Origin of the sequence: Elioraea sp., from assembly GCF_022842375.1 — a bacterium.
Taxonomy (GTDB): domain Bacteria; phylum Pseudomonadota; class Alphaproteobacteria; order Acetobacterales; family Acetobacteraceae; genus Elioraea_A.
This window is the reverse complement of record NZ_JALHPR010000001.1, coordinates 205,959-221,558: the sequence shown is the minus strand read 5'-3', so window position 1 is coordinate 221,558 and position 15,600 is coordinate 205,959. Positions and strand designations below refer to the sequence as shown.

Genomic DNA, 15,600 nt, shown 5'->3' with positions numbered 1-15,600 from the left:
CGTGTGCGCCGCGGCGGCCGTTACGTTACGAACACGACACCGGGCTCGAGGCCCAGCGGCAGGTATTCCTCTAGCCGCCGCATCAGGTTGGCGAGGCGCTGCGGCTCCTTCAGGTGGCACGTCACGCCCATCGCAGACCCATCCTCCGCCCCCTCGGCGATGCCCGTGGGGCAGGCGCGGCCGAGCTGCGCATAGGCAGGCTGGCCGTATCGGACGGCGGCAAACACCGGCTGCATGCGAAGCCGCGCGCGCGCTGCCGCTGTCGCACGCTGCGCCGCCGTCAATGCTGCCCCCTTGGCCTCCTCGGCTTCGGCGATCGCATCCGCCTCGGCGAGGTCTGGCTGGCACCGCACGCGGCGCGGTGTCGCACTGCCCTCGCCGGTATAGCTGAACCGCACGCAGCCCTCGCCGCGGCGGGCAATGCGGACGGTGCCACGCACGATGGACGTATCGAGCATCGGCAGGCGGATCGCGCGCACGTCGCCGAACACGGTCGTGCGTTCGATGACGAGCGACGGTGCCTCGCCGTTGGTTCCAGGCCCGGTGATCGCAGCGGTGTTCACCCCATCGACGATGCTGTCGAGGATGACGAGCTGCCGCGCATGCGCAGGCACGCGGAGGGGACCGATGATGGAGAACGCACACTCGACCGAGAGGCCGGTATTGCGCGGGTTCGCCGCCGTGCCGCCCGCGACGGTGAGCGACGGCTCCACCGGTCCGGCTGGCGGCGGCGAGAGCGGGCCGGTACCGGCGATCACGCGCCCCGGCACCAGCGTGCAGTGAATGAACCTCAGCCGCCTCAACGTGCCGGTGAGCGAGACCGCGCCCTCGATCAGCAGGCCCGACAGCGTCACCATGCTTTCGGGATGGTCGCCGGTGATGGCGAGCGGCTGGTCGAGCCGGAGATGCGGCCGGGCACGGTCGGCCGCCTCGATCGCGAGGATGCCGCGGCGGCCCGTGACGGGATCGGGATCGGCCGGTTCGATCGCGAGCGCGCCGGCAGTCGTCTCGTGATAGGAACGACTGTCGTCGACGCGGATCACCGCGTCCGGCTTTCCATCCGCCGCCCACGCCGTCAGCGCCGCGCGCAGCGTGTCGTGGCCGCCCGCACCCACGCGGTAACGCCGGAGGCCGAGGTCACTCCGCAGCCGCCACGCCGCGCGGCCATAGGGGCCGCTGCCGAGATCGGCCACCGACGCCTGCACAATGCCGACCCGCAGCGCCCGTGCCGAGAGCGACGCGCCGAGTGCGATGCGGCCCGTGCGGACGTCGAGGCCGACGAGATCGCCTGACGGCCTCGCCCAGGGATCAAGCGTCACGCACCGCACGCGGTGCGCGGGGATCACGTCCTCCGTCCCATCCGGCCGCACCAGCGTGATCGAGACCGACGTCTCGCCCCCGCCAGCGCCAAAGGGACCGAACAGCGCGCTCACCGGTGCCGAAGCGGCGCGCGCGGCGACGAGGTCGTCATGCAGCAGCCCGGGCCGGATCGGGCCCGGAACGTGCAGCTCCGTCGCCTGGCCGGCCTCGTCATCCTCGCGGCGCTGTCGGAGGAACAGCGGCGCGTCCTGCCCGAGCGGCGATGCGCGCCAGCGCCAATCGGCCGGGCTCGCCTCCGCCCGCGCCGCGACACCGTCGAGCGGCTGCGGCCTCAAGCGCCAGAGAAAGAAGCCGACCTTGGGAATGCCGTGCCGCCCGTCGAACGTGCCGAAGGGGCGCACATCGACGGTGCGCGTCGCTCCATCGAAGGGGCCCTGGATGCGTTCGGCCACGCGCGTGTGGCGCAGATCGGTCCATCCACCCGCCTCCGGGCGCACGTGGTTGCGGATCGCCTGCGTCCAGCCGAGCGTGACGAAGAACTCGACGAGCCGCGTGGGCCAGCCGGTGACGTCGCGCGCCAGTTCCTCCAGCATCGGCGCCGTGCCCTTGCGGCGACGGTAGTAGATCGTCTTGGCCACATCGGGGCGCGCACGGGCGGCGATGCCGGGCATGAGCCGCGCGACCCCCGCAGCAGCGACCGCGCCCGCGAGGTCGGGAAACAGCGTGTGCCACAACGGCGGCTCCGGCTGCGCCGAGGAATCGAATAGCGGCGACGTGCCGACGAGATCGCCGATATAGGGCACCGCCCATGGATCGCATGTCTCGACGAACAGGCCGTCATGGAGGCGATGGACGTCGTTCTCGAGAACGGCCGCCTGCTCCTCCAGCACGCCGAGCAGGGCGCGGAGCTGCCCGCCCGTCTCGGCATCGCGCTGCCGCCAGAAGGCGGGCAGCTGGCGATAGAGCCTGCCTTCGGCCGCATCCGTCGTCATGCGATGCCTCCCGTCGCTGCGAGAACGATGTCGCGCGCCTCGGCAAAGGCCTGCTCTGCCGGAACGATGCGGGGACGCACCGTTCCGAACAGCTCGGCAAGGATCGGGTCAGCCCCCGTGCCGGCGGAGGGGCGCGCGGGGAAGAGGCGGAGATGCGGCTGGAGGCTGCCGGGCGCGAGATCGCGCGCCTTTCGCCCGGCCGCACTGAACCCCGCCATGAAGCGGAACCCGAGCGTGTCGAGATCGAGGCCCGCGACGCCTGGCACCGCCATGACGGCCAAGTCGATGTCGCTCCGGTGCAACGGCTCGCCAAGGCCCATGCGGGTGAAGGAGAGGCGCTCATGCAGCGCCGCGCGCACGGCGGCGAGCACCTCCTCGCGCACGAAGCCATCGGCGACGAAGAGCGTGCCGGAGAGGCGCAGCGGCACGCGCAGCGCAGCCCCGAGCATCAGCCGCCGCGTGGTGTCGCGCGCGGCATCGAGCAGGCCACGCAGGGTCGCGAGCGTCGTGTCAGGCAGCACTGCCCCGTCAGGCCCCGCGACGGTGAGGAACACGGCGCGCTCGATGCCGCTCCACACCCAGTCGGCGCGCGCCTTGGCGGCAAGCCCCGTCTCGACGGCGAGAACCGCAAGGTCAGCCAGGCTGACCGCCCTGCCGAAGCTCCGCACCTTCGCGGGCGCTGCGGTGCGCACGTCATCGGCGCTCTCGGGATCGGCGGCACCCGACGCGGCAAGCGGGTTCGCACCATCGCGCAGGCCCGCGGGGCGGGTGAGCAGGATGGAGAGCTGCCCCGCGCGCACGTTGCCGGCAAGGCCGAGCCCGGTGCGATAGCGCACGCGCACATTGCCGCGCCCTGAGGGCAGCCGTGCGCCGTTCACGCCATCGCCGAAGCGAACGGTCGTCTTGCCGCCCTCCGCCTCCTCGAGAACGCAGATCCGCTCGGCCGGCCCCCGGCCATGGAGCGTGTCGACGACGGGCCACGCCTCGCCATCGACCAGGACGGTGATCTCCGGCTTGCCGCGGATCATTGCGGGATCGGCACGCCGCGTCACCGGCGCCTTGCGCAGGGCGAAGCGCTGGAACGGGCGGGCCGCGTTGCCGTCGCCGAGGATTTCCTCGGCCTGCGTCTCACCCTGGCCTGCAAGTGCGACGTTGCCCTGCATCTCGGCCGTCGCGGCCGCGAGCGGCTTCGGCAGCGGTGGCGTGAAGTCGATCGCCAGCAGCGCGCGGCCGCCGCCGTCGCTGAGCGGGATGGCGGCAGAGCCGGTGACGGTCGCGGTGTGTGTCGTCGTGCCATCGCTCAGCACGATGCGGCGCTTTGCCGGAATGCTTCCCAGCACAGGCAGCGGCACGGTGACGCGACTGCCCGCGATGGTTGCCGGATAATCGTGGCGCCGCGCGGCGATGAACGGCTGCGACACCTGCCAGAACCGCACCGTTCGCCGATCGGTGACCGCACCGAGGCCGGGGGAGAGGATGGTCCAGTCACGCCAGGTACCGGCGATGTTGCTGCGTGCCCGCAACGTTCCGTCTGCCCAGCGTGCGGTGACAACCTCGCGCCCGCCGCCGAAGGCGAGAACCGGATCACCCGCGACGGCGCCGCCAAGGTCGATCGGCGCAGCGGCACCGCCGAAGCTGAGGCGCAGCAGCTTCACCGCCCCCTCGCCGTCACGCCAGGCGAAGGAGTAACCGGATGGAGTCGGCAGCAAGGCAGGGCGGCCGCGCGCACCCTCGGTGCCCGGAAGCGCCAGCCAGCCCGACCATTGGCCGGGAATGCCGAGGGCAAGCCGCAGCGCACTGTCCGCCGCCGTGCGTGCGACGACGACGAACACCGAGCCAAACGTGCCGATCGCGACATCGGGCGCCATCTCGAGCTCCGCGAGCCGCCGCCAGTTGCTCGGCGTGCCATCGGCGCCGACGAAGATCGACCAGATCGACCGGTCGGCCCCGCGCGTGACGGCGCAGGCGGTGCCGGCGATGTTCGCGGGGATGCCGGGGCCAGCAGGGATCGCGGCGGCAACGACGGGGCCCGTGACGATGCCGCGCAGGCTCTGCCAGCCACCCCACGTGATCGTGCCGAGGCCGGAGGCCGACGCGTGCAGCAGAACATCGCCGTCGCCACGCGCGAAGGCGCGCAGCGTTGCGGGAGCAGAGGCGACGACGGCAGGATCGTCCACCACTCCCGGGGCTGCGATGCGCGTCCAGGCCTGCGTGATGAAGCCGGCCGAGTGCAGGTGCATCAGGGCGCCCTCGGTGCGGGCGACGACATCGAGGCGCGTGAGCGTCGACACGAGTTGCGGGTCACCGATGATGGCGCCAGAGGGCGTGGCGCCGATCTGGACGTCGAGCGCCTCCGTCCAGCGCTCGGCAGCAACGCCTGGTGCGTTGGAGGAGCTCGACAGCGGCACGCCCGTGGTGGCGCGGAACACGACATCGACGCGCTGGTCAGCCTGCACCTGCATCGTCGGCCGGCCAAGCGCGGTGGCGGCGACCTTCATCGTCGTCACCGTATCGGTGATGCCGCCGAAGGTCGCAGTCTCCTCGGCGACGGAGGTGGCGACGACGGCGTTGACGCGCCCGCCCAGCGCCTTGGCGATGAAGGCAGCGCCCGGCTTCACGCCGTCGATCTTGCCATCGAGCGGATAGGTTGCATCGCCGGAGGGGAGGGTGAGATTTTCCTTCACCGCCTCCCACCCGGGTGATTTCGTCCAGGCATTGCCCGACTTCACGCCAGGGTCGTAGACCATGCGTTCTTCAGGCTGGTTGTGGCCGAACAGCTTGAAGCTGCGCTCGACCTTCGCGAGCTGCGCGCCGGCCGGCATCGGTGCCTGCATCGGCGGCGTCCAGCCGAGGCCGCGCGCCGGCCCCTCGCCGGAGACACGTTCTGCCGTCTTCTCCTCCAGCGCACCGGCCCAGAAGGCGAGCAGCGCATCGCCTGCCGCAAGCTTCGCCGGTGCAGTCGGGATGGCGGCGGAGCGGCTGCCCGAGGCGAACGGATCGTAGGCAAAAGGAACGCCGCGCACCTCGAGCCGGTTGAGCGCTGCCTCGCCCGCCACCTCCTCGATCAGCTCGAAGACCTGCGGCACTTCGTCCTGGCCCGGCACGCTCATCAGCTTGAGGCCAGGGCGGAGCGCGACGGCTGCGTCCTTCTCCAGCGTGAAGGCGACGAGTGCCTCGGCCGCAAGCCCGGCGAAGGGCTTGTAGTCGAGCAGGCGGGTCAGACGCCGCACACTGTCGCGCGAGACGGCCGTGCGCAGATAGGCCTCGTTGGCGATACGTTCCTGGTAGAAGGTCAACACATCGGCCATCGCGGCCCAGAGCTCGATCAGCGTGATGGCGTGATCATCGCCCTCGCGTGTGGAGAGCGCGGGAAGGGCCACCGTCAGGTCGCGCAGCGCGGCGGCGCGGAAGCCTGCGAAGCTGCCGCTGCGCCAGGCAATGGCGGGCAGCGAGGGGCGGTTCCAGATCGTGGCTGGTGCCTGCGGCGCATCACTGGCGTTGCAGCCGCAGAAGCCAGGATCGGTCAGGCGTGGATCGGCTGCCATGGCTCAGCCCTCTCCATCAATCTCGATGATGAGCACGCCGTTCTCCGGCCGCGATGCATCCGCATCGAGCCGCGGCAACTCCCACAACCCGAAGCGCATGAAGCCGGTGGCAAGTTCCCCTGCCGGCGATGCCCAGTAGCGATGGAACGCCCGCACGATGCAGGAGGAAACACCTGGAATGCCGGCAACCGTCGCGATGATGCGCGAGAGCTGCACCGTATCGCCGAACCGTGCGGTGCGGATGTTGAACAGCCCGCCGCGCCCGACCAGCGCCTCGCGCACCACCGGCACGACGGCGGAGCGGAAATGCCCGGGTGCGACGCAGAGGCCGATGCGCAGCATGATCGGCACGTACTGCCCCGCCCTCACCGCGAGGTCGCGGCCGGCAAGCCGCCAGCGGTTCAGCATCGCCGCGCGCGAGGCAGCGAAGCCCTCGGCGAGCGCTGCACCACCACCAGGCAGTGCGATGAGATCGGCCGGGTCTGATGGGTGAAGGGCGACGAACACGGTGTGCCAGCTTCCGGTCCAGCGGATCGCTGCACGCGCGGCGGCGATGCCGGGAAGCGACAGGGCGGCACGCTCCCAATCCGATTCCGTCACGGCGCGGTACTGCACCGCATGCATGGCCGCGGGCGCATTGCCGCGCACCGCAGCGAGTGCCTCTGGCTCGGTACCATCACGGGCTGCGATCGGCTGCCACACGGCGGTGACGCCTGGGAACGGGGGCGGCGGGGCGGAGGGGTTCGCGGGGTCGATCATCGCGGCCGCATCGGGCCGCGCGACATGCACGAGAGAGCCCGCCCCAATGTTCCCCGCGCCGCCGTTGCCGATGCGGAACCGGGCCACCACAGCGGCATCCCCAGGCAGCCGGCGGCCGAACGCGTCATCGCCAAAGCGGAGGATCGCTGTCCCTGCGTCATCCACCTCGGCCACGAAATGCGTGTCGAACGGATCGCTGCCCAGCAGGTCAGGCACCGCGCGCCATATGGCCGGTTCCTCGGCCGGCGTGTCGACCACCAGCACGACGGCGGCCTTCGCCGCCGCCGCCGGCATTGCCAACACGTGGCGCGAGGCCACCGCCCTGCCGTCGGCCGCGAACACGGCATCGTCGTCCATCGCCTGCATCGTCAAGGGCGCGGCGGGAAGGGTGAGCGTTGTCGTGCGCCCGCGCGTCACGGCCTGGCCGAGCGTTCCGTCATCGGAACGGGCAACGATGGTGCGGCCATGATCGACCGGCACGACGTTGCCGCGCGCCTGGCCGGCATGCGGCACCGCGGCACCCGTCAGGTCACGGCCGGTGATCGTGAGCGGAAAGCCGGGCGCCTCAGCCTTGTCCCAGCTCACGCGCAGCAGCGGCATCACCGGATCGCCACCGGCGGTGACGCGCCGCGGCGCCGGGCCGGCGGGCAGCAGATCGGCCGTCGCGGTGAAGGCAGGGTCGGTGCTGTCGGCAAGCGCGGTGATGCGGACAGCAACGCGGCGGGCAGGATCGGCGTCAGGCGCGGCGCCGGTCTCAGGCCCCTTCGCTTCCCACAGCACGATCCAGTCACCAACGGCCAGCGGGGGACGGATGATCGTGCCGTCATCCTGCACGGCGTAGAGGAACGCCGCCGTCGCCGCCTTCGGCAGGCAGCATGCGCGGCCGCCGAAATCATGCAGCCAGAGGCGGTTCAGGTCAGGGTCGCACAGCGTGCGTGCCGTCGCCTCGAACACCGTGACGCCGGCGAGCGCAGGGTCGCCCTCATGATCGAGCGTGATCGTGTCGGGGATCAGCGGCCCAGGGGCTGCCGCCTCGCCGCGCAGCGGCGCGGTGATGCGCGTCATCGCCTGCGTCTCTGCCGGAACCGTTCCGGGCCCGGACACATCAAGCTGGATGAAGCCCCAGCCATTGCGCCCGTCATGCATCCGGTAGTCCACGAGTCTCGCGTGGCGCCGACCGGAGATGCGCATCCGCGCCGTCTCGATCGAGGCTTCCGTGCCGGCCGCATCCTGCATCCACGCCAGCCTGTCGCCCTCAGCAGCGAAGAGTTCGACGAGCACCGCGGCAGGTTCCGCCGGGTGCGTCTCGGTCCATCGCGGGTTCCGTGCGCGGGCGAGGTCGAGCAGCATCGCGCGGAAGCTCTCGAAATCCCGCGCCATGTAGTCGAGCGCCGGCACCTCTCCCTCGGGCGGATCGCACACGGGCGCGACACGACAGTCGAGGTCGGATGGGCAGCCCGCCTTGAAGTTGATCGCCGCCGAGCCGAGCACGCCGTCGATGCCGTGCGAGGCGGGGTCGCGCACCACCAGGCGATAGGCGGAGAAATCGCCAGCCTCGGTGACGAAGACGCGCAAGCTCGTTCCGCTGCCGGCCTCGGTCCCGGTGATGCCGATGCCGACGACGCGCGCTCCCCCCTCGATCAGCAGGTCGGACGGCGTCAGCGTCGGCGGTGCCTTCAGGAACACCGCCTCGAGCACATGCCTGCGGCCGGGGGCGGCAAGCGGCGCATGGCGATACTCGACGAAGTCCAGCCCGTTCAGCGTCGGGTGGGCGCGGATGATTGCGCGGCGCTCGTCCTCGCCGCAGGCGGGAATGGCGGCGTCGACGCTCATGACCCACCCGCCGGCATGGTGAACGTTTCCGCCCGCGTCTCCGCCGTGCCGCGCGGGGCATACACAACCGTCACGATCAGCGAACTGTCCTCGACCACGGCGGTGACGCGCTGGACGCTCACCCAATCCTCGAGCCAGCGCATCAGCGCACCCTGCACCATCTGCTGCGTCGCGGCAGCGAGCGCATCGGACGCCGGCTGGAACAGGAGTTCGCGCAGCCCGCATCCGAAATCGGGCCGCATCGGCCGCTCGCCAGGGGCGGTGAACAGCACCTGCTCGATCATCTCGCGGATATGCCGCTCGCGCCCGACGGTGGCGGCACGGCCGCGCGCATCCGGCTGGAAGGGATAGGAGAGATAGGCTGTGGCCGGCATCGCCCTACTCCGCCGTGAGGTTCGGGTGGCGATAGACATCGTTCGCACTCGTATCGACATCGATCTCGAACGATTGCTTGCGCGCGACGAGGTGCTTCACCACCCCACGGCCGATGGCGCAGAAGAAGCGCCTGCGCTCGCGCACCGCCTCCTCGTTGCCGTTGGACAGCGTCGGCAGGCCGTCGGCGAGGAGCAACGCGTTCAGCTCTTCCTCGATCGCGAGTGCGATCGAATCGCCAATGTTGTCGGGCGTGCCGCCCTTGAGCTTGCCCATCGCCCACTACTCCAGGAACACTTTGGTCGACAGCATGCTCGGCGGCGGGATCGGGAACACCGGCATGGGTGGGGCCGGCGTCACGGGCAGCACGCCTGCGGCCGTCTCGCCCGGGTGCATATGCGATTGCAGCATCGCCACGAGCTGCCCGAGATAGGCGACCAGCAGGTCGCCCTTCACGTGCGGGTGCGGTGCCGCGACCGACCCGTGCTTAACGAACGGTGCCTCCGACACGACGTTGAGCGCGCCCTTGATCGTGACCGTCGCCGTCGGAACGCTGAGCTCGACCATGTGCAGCTTCATGCCGTCGGACAGCGTCACGGTCTGGGCCATGTCGTCCATCATCACGGTCAGCCCCGTCTCGGTGCGCCAGATGCGCGTCGTCAACGGCTGCGCGGGCCCGCCTGCCGGCTGCACCGGGATCGTTCCGGTGGGCCACCAGCCGCCCGTCCAGATCGGCATCGAAGGGTCGCCCGCCTCGAACTCGATCCACACGCTCGCGCCCACGGGCGGGATGGAGAAGAAGCCCGAGAGCGGCCCCGCGTAGGGTACGCATGGGCTTGCCCAGCCAGACGGGATCTCGCCGAGCACGGCGGGCACCATCGCCTGGATGCGGCCCTGCTGCATCGGGTCGATCGTGTTCAACACCGTGCCGCGATACTTGCCGTAGAAGCGATCGCGTGCCTCGCCGCCGGCCTGTGCGGCCATCTCGTCGATCGTGATGGGCATCGTTCCCCCTCCCCTCAGATCGCGCCAAGCGGATCGATGAAGATCTCGGCCCCTGTCAGGCCAAGCGCATTGCGCGTCGCGGTGAAGCTCTGCGTCCACGCACCGGTGGAGATGCTGTGGCTGACGCGCGTGACGTACCAGACGCCGCTATACGCACGCCCGGCACCGCGCACGAGAACCGGCAGGCCAGGCCTGAGCACCCGGCCGTACTTCACCGCGTCGACCGTACCCGTGCCGGTCAGCGCCCGCGATGACCGGTCGACAATCGCCTGGTTCTGGCGGAACAGCTCAGCCGGGTTCGCCGCATCGCGTGCCGTGGGGCGGCTGATGCGCGGGGGGATGACGCGAAACAGCGTCGGCTCGAGCCCCTCCGGCGGCAGCAGGGGTGCCACCGCGGGAGCAGGGATCGGTACCCCCGAGCGTGGATCGGCTTCCGCCGAGACGGCAGAGGTCGGCTGCAGCGTGTCGTAGGTGACGTCGAAATCGACGAGGTTGGTCGCCGTGCCGAAATCGACGCTGAGCACCCCCTGCGGCGGCACTGTCGTGAGCGGGGGATGGAAATGCCCGGCATCGAGCCCGGTGATCGGATCGGGCTGGAGGTAGCACTCGTAGCCGAGCGCGCGAGCCATCTCGCGCAGCATCCGGCCGTCGGTGCCGCGCTGGATCGTCGTCGTGTCGGCGATGGTGCGCGTCGGCGGGGTGGGCAGCGGCAGCGGCGTGATGGCGTAGCGGCCGAGGATGGTGGTGGCGATCGTCGCCGGGTCCATGTTCGGGTGCGGCATCGGCTGTTCGACGAGGTTCATCAGCGTCGCCGTCGCATCCATCGCGACCACCTCGGCCGTCGTGCCGCTCGCCGCACCGCGGCCGGTCTGGCGCACCTCTCGCACATAGCCGTTGATCAGCGTCTCGGGCAGCGGCGGGCCGGAGGAGACGGAGACGGTGATCGGTACCAGCGGGCGGAACACGTCCGCCACCGGCGGGTCCCAGTCCCCCATGAAGTTGCGCGAGAGGTTGAAGCGCAGCCGCAGCACCGAGGCGGCATCGACCGAGGTCTCGACCTCGATGCCCTCGAGCGCCGACATGAACGGGGGCAGCAGCGGCGCGAAGGCCGCACGCACCATGAAGAAGGGCTGCCCGAATGACGGCATCGGCTACACCCCCGGCCCAGGGACGGCGATCACAGTGCCAGGCTCCGCCACCAGCGCATCAGGGTCGAGCGAGAGCCCCGCATCGGCGATGCGCCACCAGAGGCGGCCATCGCGCATCGTCGCGTAGGCGACACGATCGAGCCGCTCATCCTGCCGCACGGTGAAGAGCGTGGCACCGCCGGCGGGCGGGATGATGCGCAGCGTCTTGTAGCGGATCGTGCGGCCATCCTCCGCGACATGCGTCGCATCCGGCACGGCCTCGTAGCGGCTTCCGCGTTCGAACATCGCTTCCCCCTAGATCGATGCGGACGCGCCGAGCGAGGCGACGTTCGAGACGAGGTTCATCGCTGCCAGCACCTCCTTCTGCGTGAATGCCGCCATGTAGACCCAGTACGCAGGACTCGTCGGATCGAGTTCGCGGTAGGTCAGCACGCGCATCGAGAGTTCCGCCCGCGCGAGCGTCGGGTTCAGGCCCGGGTCGAAGGCCTGTTCCGTGATCGAGACGGATTGCACGCGAACCGGCAGCACGCGCGCAGGTCCCCAGACGAACAGGGCAAGCGGCACCGGCTCGCCACCGATGAACGCACCGCCGGCGAGTGCCAGCGCCTGGTTGGCGATCACGAGCGGCAATGGCGGGTAGAGCAGCCCCTCCAGCATCGCGAGCGCCGGGTGGAGGCCCACCGCGGCGGTCAGCCCATCGCCCTTCTCCAGCTGGTCGGCCGCATCGATCTCGACGGAGAGGCTGATGGTTTCCTCTGGCGGCCCATCCGCGCGCATCGCGTCGCCACGGCCGACGCCACCTTCCGCCGTCCGCGGCGTGAGGCTGCGCGTGAGCGTTTCGGGATTGTACTGGAAGATCACGACCGATGGCACGAGGTCAGGGAAGGCATAGGCGACGAGCGCCCCCTTCAGCACGCGTGGCGCGGTGGACAGGCCCGTCATGGGGTCCACCCTGCGCGAGGAACGACAGGCTCCCAAACATAACCGAACGGCCCGCCGCCATAGGGGACGGCGCAGGTCGTCGGGCAGTTCGGCCGGTTGCCGCCGCTCGCATACGCTGTCGCGCCGCCGTCATAGGTGGCGACGGCCCAGCGCGTCGGCGGCTCCGGATCATCGCGGTCGAGCCGCTTGTAGGCCTGGACCATGAGCGTGGTCGCGTCACGCGAGAACACCGCAGGCGGCAACAGGCAGTTCCCGAGGTCGCCGCTGCCGGCAAGCCAATCATGACACTCGCGCATCATGATCCCGTACGTCCCATAGTTCGCCGTGCCTGACACCCAGCACTCGTTGCCAATCTGTACCGTCGTGGCACAGGTCGTCGGCGTCTCGTGAACGCGGTCGCCGAGCGATGCTGCCGGATCCGGGGTCGGCGGCTGCCCACATGCGGGGCTGAATGGCGGGTCACGGAGATACGCCGCCGAGCCAAGGAAGAGGCCGAGCGTATCGAATGCATCGCGGTTCAGGTTCAGGCCGAGCCCCATCAGGACAGCCTGACCGCCCATCACCACGTTGCCGGTCTCGGCAATATGCCGCAGGCCGGCTCCCACCGTGGAGGGGCTGATCGCGCCACTCCCCACGATGACCGGGTTCACGAGGCGTGTGCAGGCGGCACATTTCTGGTCGGGGGGCAGCGGGCGGAAGCCGCGCTGCACCCGGCCCCAGACCTCGCTCGTCTGCGTCGTCACGTCAGGCCCGCAGATGGAGCCGATCGGCGGGAGGATGCCCAGCTCCTCGGCGGCTCGTTCGCGTTCCGCAATCCGGTCGGCCGTCTCGCGCCGCGACTCTGTCGCCTCCTCGCGAACACCGCCCGCGGCAAGCACCCGGTCAACGGCATCCGCGACGGATGCGCCCGCGCCAGTCACGACGCGCCCTGCCTCGCGTCCGAGCGCGGCCAGGTCCTCCGGCAACGAGGCGACGCGGTCGATACCGGCCTCGACCAGGCGAATGAGCGCGAGAAGGGCACTCGCATCCGTCACGACGGTGAACGCGAGGGCCTGGATGATCGCCCGCGCCACCACCAGCACGGCCTGCCAGAGAAGCATTGCCGCAGCGTCTGCCGCACGCGCCAACTCCGACCCGATCGCCGCGACCGCCTGATCGACCAGGGCGACGAGCTCGGCGAGGTAAGCGTCGGCCAGCTGCTCTCCCCGGGCAAGACGTTCTGCGGCATCCGCGAGCGCTTCCGCCGCCTCCTGCTCGACATCGCCGGCTGTCGGCAGCGCGATGTCCCTGCCAGCACCGCCATCGTCACGCCGCAGGACGCCCGGGTCTGCAAGGCGCTGCGGTGCGGCGGTCAGCCCCGACAGGACCCGTGCGGCAACCCACTCGGCATCGACCTCGGCAGCATCGTTCGCCGCGCCCAGCGTCCAGGGCGATGACGCGTATGGCGCGGGCGCGGGTGCGAGGGCTGCGGCGGCGCGCATCGTCAGCTCCCCCTGCACAGTTTGGGATCACCCGGCTGGGCGAAGCACGAGGCCTCGCAGCTGCGCGGCAGGTCCTCGCCGAACTGGCCGCGCACGACGTGGATGATCTCATGCAGGATGGTGGAGGCGAGTGGCCCACACGTGCCGGCAGCGAGCGCCGCGGTGCCGACGGTGAAGATATTCGCCGGGATCGAGAAGCCGGTCGCCTCTGCGCACGCACCGGGCGTCTGGAGCGCGGCGCTGTCGGCGCAGTGGAAGTCGAGGCCGTGCTTCTTGAGGTTTGCCTGGATAGCCCCGCGCGGCTTCGGCGCGATGCACTTGGCCGTGAAGATGGCATCGAGCGCCGATGTCACGGCCGTCCGCATCGTGGCGAAGGAGAAGCCTGCCGTCGTCTCGCAGTCAGACCGGATCAGCACGGTCACGCCATGGGCTGAGAAACTGCGGTTGCGCGGTGCGGGCGCCGGCTGCCTCCGCAGCGTCGGCGCCCCGCCTTCGGCAACGACGTGGGCGAGCTCGTGCGCGAGCAGGTGCCGCCCCGCGCCCGTCCCGGGGCGATAGGCGCCCTCGGCGAACACGATGTCGCGGCCAAGCGCGAAGGCCCGCGCGCTGACGCTGCGCGCCGCACGATCGGCACGCCCGCCCGTGTGCAGCCTCACGCCGGAGAGATCAGCCGCCATGCCGGCGCCGAAGAACCCAGCATCGTTGGCCGCGAGCGGCTTGCCCGGCTCGGCGAGTGCCGCACCCACCGCACCTGCCGCGTCGGGGGAGACCGCACCGCCATCGCCTCGCCGCGACAGCCTCTCCTCTCGCTCGCACGCGTCGCAGGTCCGCCTGAGCGTGGGGCCCGCGAGGACCCGCGCGGCCACCGCATCTGCGTCCGCCTCCGCCGCATCGTTCGCGGCGCCAATGCGGAACGGCATCGGTGCCGGCGCGGCAGCGTGGCTCGGACCATCTCGGACAGCGAGGCTTCTCATGGCTTCCGCTCCTCACCACCGCCGAACACACCCGGCACCAGCTTGGCGAGATCGATGGTGACGAGGACACCGAGGTTCGGCCGCGTGTCCTTCGGCCCCACGGGCTCGGGCAGCGATCGCATCGGCGTCATCATCTCGCCATCGGGGGAGCGGATCGGGAACGGCCCCGTCATGAAAGGCCCCTGCCCAAGCCCCCCCGTGACGGACAGCCCCGGAATGATCCCCACCTTTGCCTTCAGTGCGGTGAGCGTCCAATTCTCGCCTGTCGGATCAACACTCCACCCAGCATCGATGGAGAGGCTCGTGATCGGCCACGTCGAATCCTCGGGCCTGAGTGCATCGAGCAGCCGCGTGCCATCGAAGCCGAGCTTGAAGGTGAGCGGCCCGTCCTTCGCCTCCGGGAGCTTGTAGGCGAAGGAGGTGAGCGGCCAGCCGGGGATCAGCTCGGTCGGTGCGAGAAGGTTCAACCCCGACAGCGTCTTCCGCCCCGCAGGGTCGCCGAGCATCGCACCGACGCCGAGCAGGTACGTTCCGGCACCAAAACTTGTGACCGCCGCCTGCTCGGTTGGGCTGAGCTGGTCCCAGCGCCGCTCGGCCTCCTGCTTCGCAGGCTCGATGATCTTCTTCTTCACCTTCTCCTGCTTCGCCGCTTCGGCAGCGACGATCTTCAGGCTCTCGATAATGACGTCGGGCTTCTCCTTCGCTTTCTCCGGCTCCTTTCCGCCTGCGGGCGGCTCGCGGCGAAGCACGCCGCGCGCCTGCGCGACATGGGCGAGCTCATGCGCGAGAAGCCGCCTGCCCTCGCCCGTCGCCGGCCTGTACTCGCCGTGGCCGAACACGAGGTGATCGCCGAGCGCGAAGGCACGCGCGCCGACGCTTTGCGCCGCCCGCGCCGCCGCGCCATCGCTGTGGACGCGCACGGCGGACAGGTCATGCCCCATGCGTTCGCCGAAGAATGCCGCGTCAGCCGCGGCGAGCGTCTCGCCAGGCCGCGACAGCGCGGCGTTGACCGAGGCTGCTGCCCTTGGCGAGACGGCCCCGCCATCGGCGCTGCGCGACAGCGTCTCCTCCTGCTCGCACGCGGCGCAACGTCGCCGGAGCGTCGGCGCCGCGAGTACGCGATCAGCGACGGAATCAGCCTCCGCCTCGGCATGATCGTTCGTGGCCCCGATGCGGAAGCCCACCGCCACGGGGGAGGCTTGCATCGGCGCGTCTGTCGCGCGTGCCAT

The 15,600-nt window shown here is 70.7% G+C and carries 12 protein-coding genes; all 12 read right to left on the bottom strand.

Going from position 1 to position 15,600, the window contains the following annotated elements:
• Positions 1-20: 20 nt before the first annotated feature.
• Genes Q0C38_RS01025 through Q0C38_RS00970 form a run of 12 tightly spaced genes read right to left on the bottom strand, consistent with a single transcriptional unit; the run spans position 21 to position 15,600 of the window.
• Positions 21-2,312 (bottom strand): hypothetical protein, encoded by a 2,292-nt coding sequence (locus Q0C38_RS01025; RefSeq protein ID WP_291295185.1) that lies wholly within the window; start codon positions 2,310-2,312, stop codon positions 21-23.
• Positions 2,309-5,857, bottom strand: coding sequence for a baseplate J/gp47 family protein (locus Q0C38_RS01020; RefSeq protein WP_291295184.1), 3,549 nt, complete (start codon positions 5,855-5,857; stop codon positions 2,309-2,311). Before Q0C38_RS01020 ends, Q0C38_RS01025 begins: the two co-directional genes overlap by 4 nt.
• 3 nt (positions 5,858-5,860) lie before the next feature.
• Entirely contained in the window at positions 5,861-8,449 is a 2,589-nt protein-coding gene (locus tag Q0C38_RS01015; RefSeq protein ID WP_291295183.1) for a hypothetical protein, read from the bottom strand.
• Complete coding sequence (locus tag Q0C38_RS01010) at positions 8,446-8,823, bottom strand: GPW/gp25 family protein (RefSeq protein ID WP_291295182.1); 378 nt, start codon at positions 8,821-8,823, stop codon at positions 8,446-8,448. Before Q0C38_RS01010 ends, Q0C38_RS01015 begins: the two co-directional genes overlap by 4 nt.
• Before the next feature lie 4 nt (positions 8,824-8,827).
• Entirely contained in the window at positions 8,828-9,097 is a 270-nt protein-coding gene (locus tag Q0C38_RS01005; RefSeq protein ID WP_291295181.1) for a hypothetical protein, read from the bottom strand.
• Between the two features lie 6 nt (positions 9,098-9,103).
• Positions 9,104-9,826: a phage baseplate assembly protein V gene (locus Q0C38_RS01000; RefSeq protein ID WP_291295180.1), complete on the bottom strand. Its 723-nt coding sequence runs from the start codon at positions 9,824-9,826 to the stop codon at positions 9,104-9,106.
• A gap of 14 nt (positions 9,827-9,840) precedes the next feature.
• Entirely contained in the window at positions 9,841-10,974 is a 1,134-nt protein-coding gene (locus tag Q0C38_RS00995) for a phage late control D family protein (RefSeq protein ID WP_291295179.1), read from the bottom strand.
• A gap of 3 nt (positions 10,975-10,977) precedes the next feature.
• Positions 10,978-11,259, bottom strand: a complete 282-nt coding sequence (locus Q0C38_RS00990) for a hypothetical protein (RefSeq protein ID WP_291295178.1) — start codon at positions 11,257-11,259, stop codon at positions 10,978-10,980.
• Between the two features lie 9 nt (positions 11,260-11,268).
• Positions 11,269-11,916, bottom strand: coding sequence for a hypothetical protein (locus Q0C38_RS00985; RefSeq protein WP_291295177.1), 648 nt, complete (start codon positions 11,914-11,916; stop codon positions 11,269-11,271).
• Positions 11,913-13,397 (bottom strand): hypothetical protein, encoded by a 1,485-nt coding sequence (locus tag Q0C38_RS00980; RefSeq protein ID WP_291295176.1) that lies wholly within the window; start codon positions 13,395-13,397, stop codon positions 11,913-11,915. The genes Q0C38_RS00985 and Q0C38_RS00980 overlap by 4 nt, the downstream gene beginning before the upstream one ends.
• 2 nt (positions 13,398-13,399) lie before the next feature.
• Entirely contained in the window at positions 13,400-14,317 is a 918-nt protein-coding gene (locus tag Q0C38_RS00975; protein WP_291295175.1) for a DUF4157 domain-containing protein, read from the bottom strand.
• Positions 14,318-14,367: 50 nt separating this feature from the next.
• On the bottom strand, positions 14,368-15,600 hold the full coding sequence (locus Q0C38_RS00970) for a DUF4157 domain-containing protein (protein ID WP_291295174.1): 1,233 nt from the start codon (positions 15,598-15,600) through the stop codon (positions 14,368-14,370).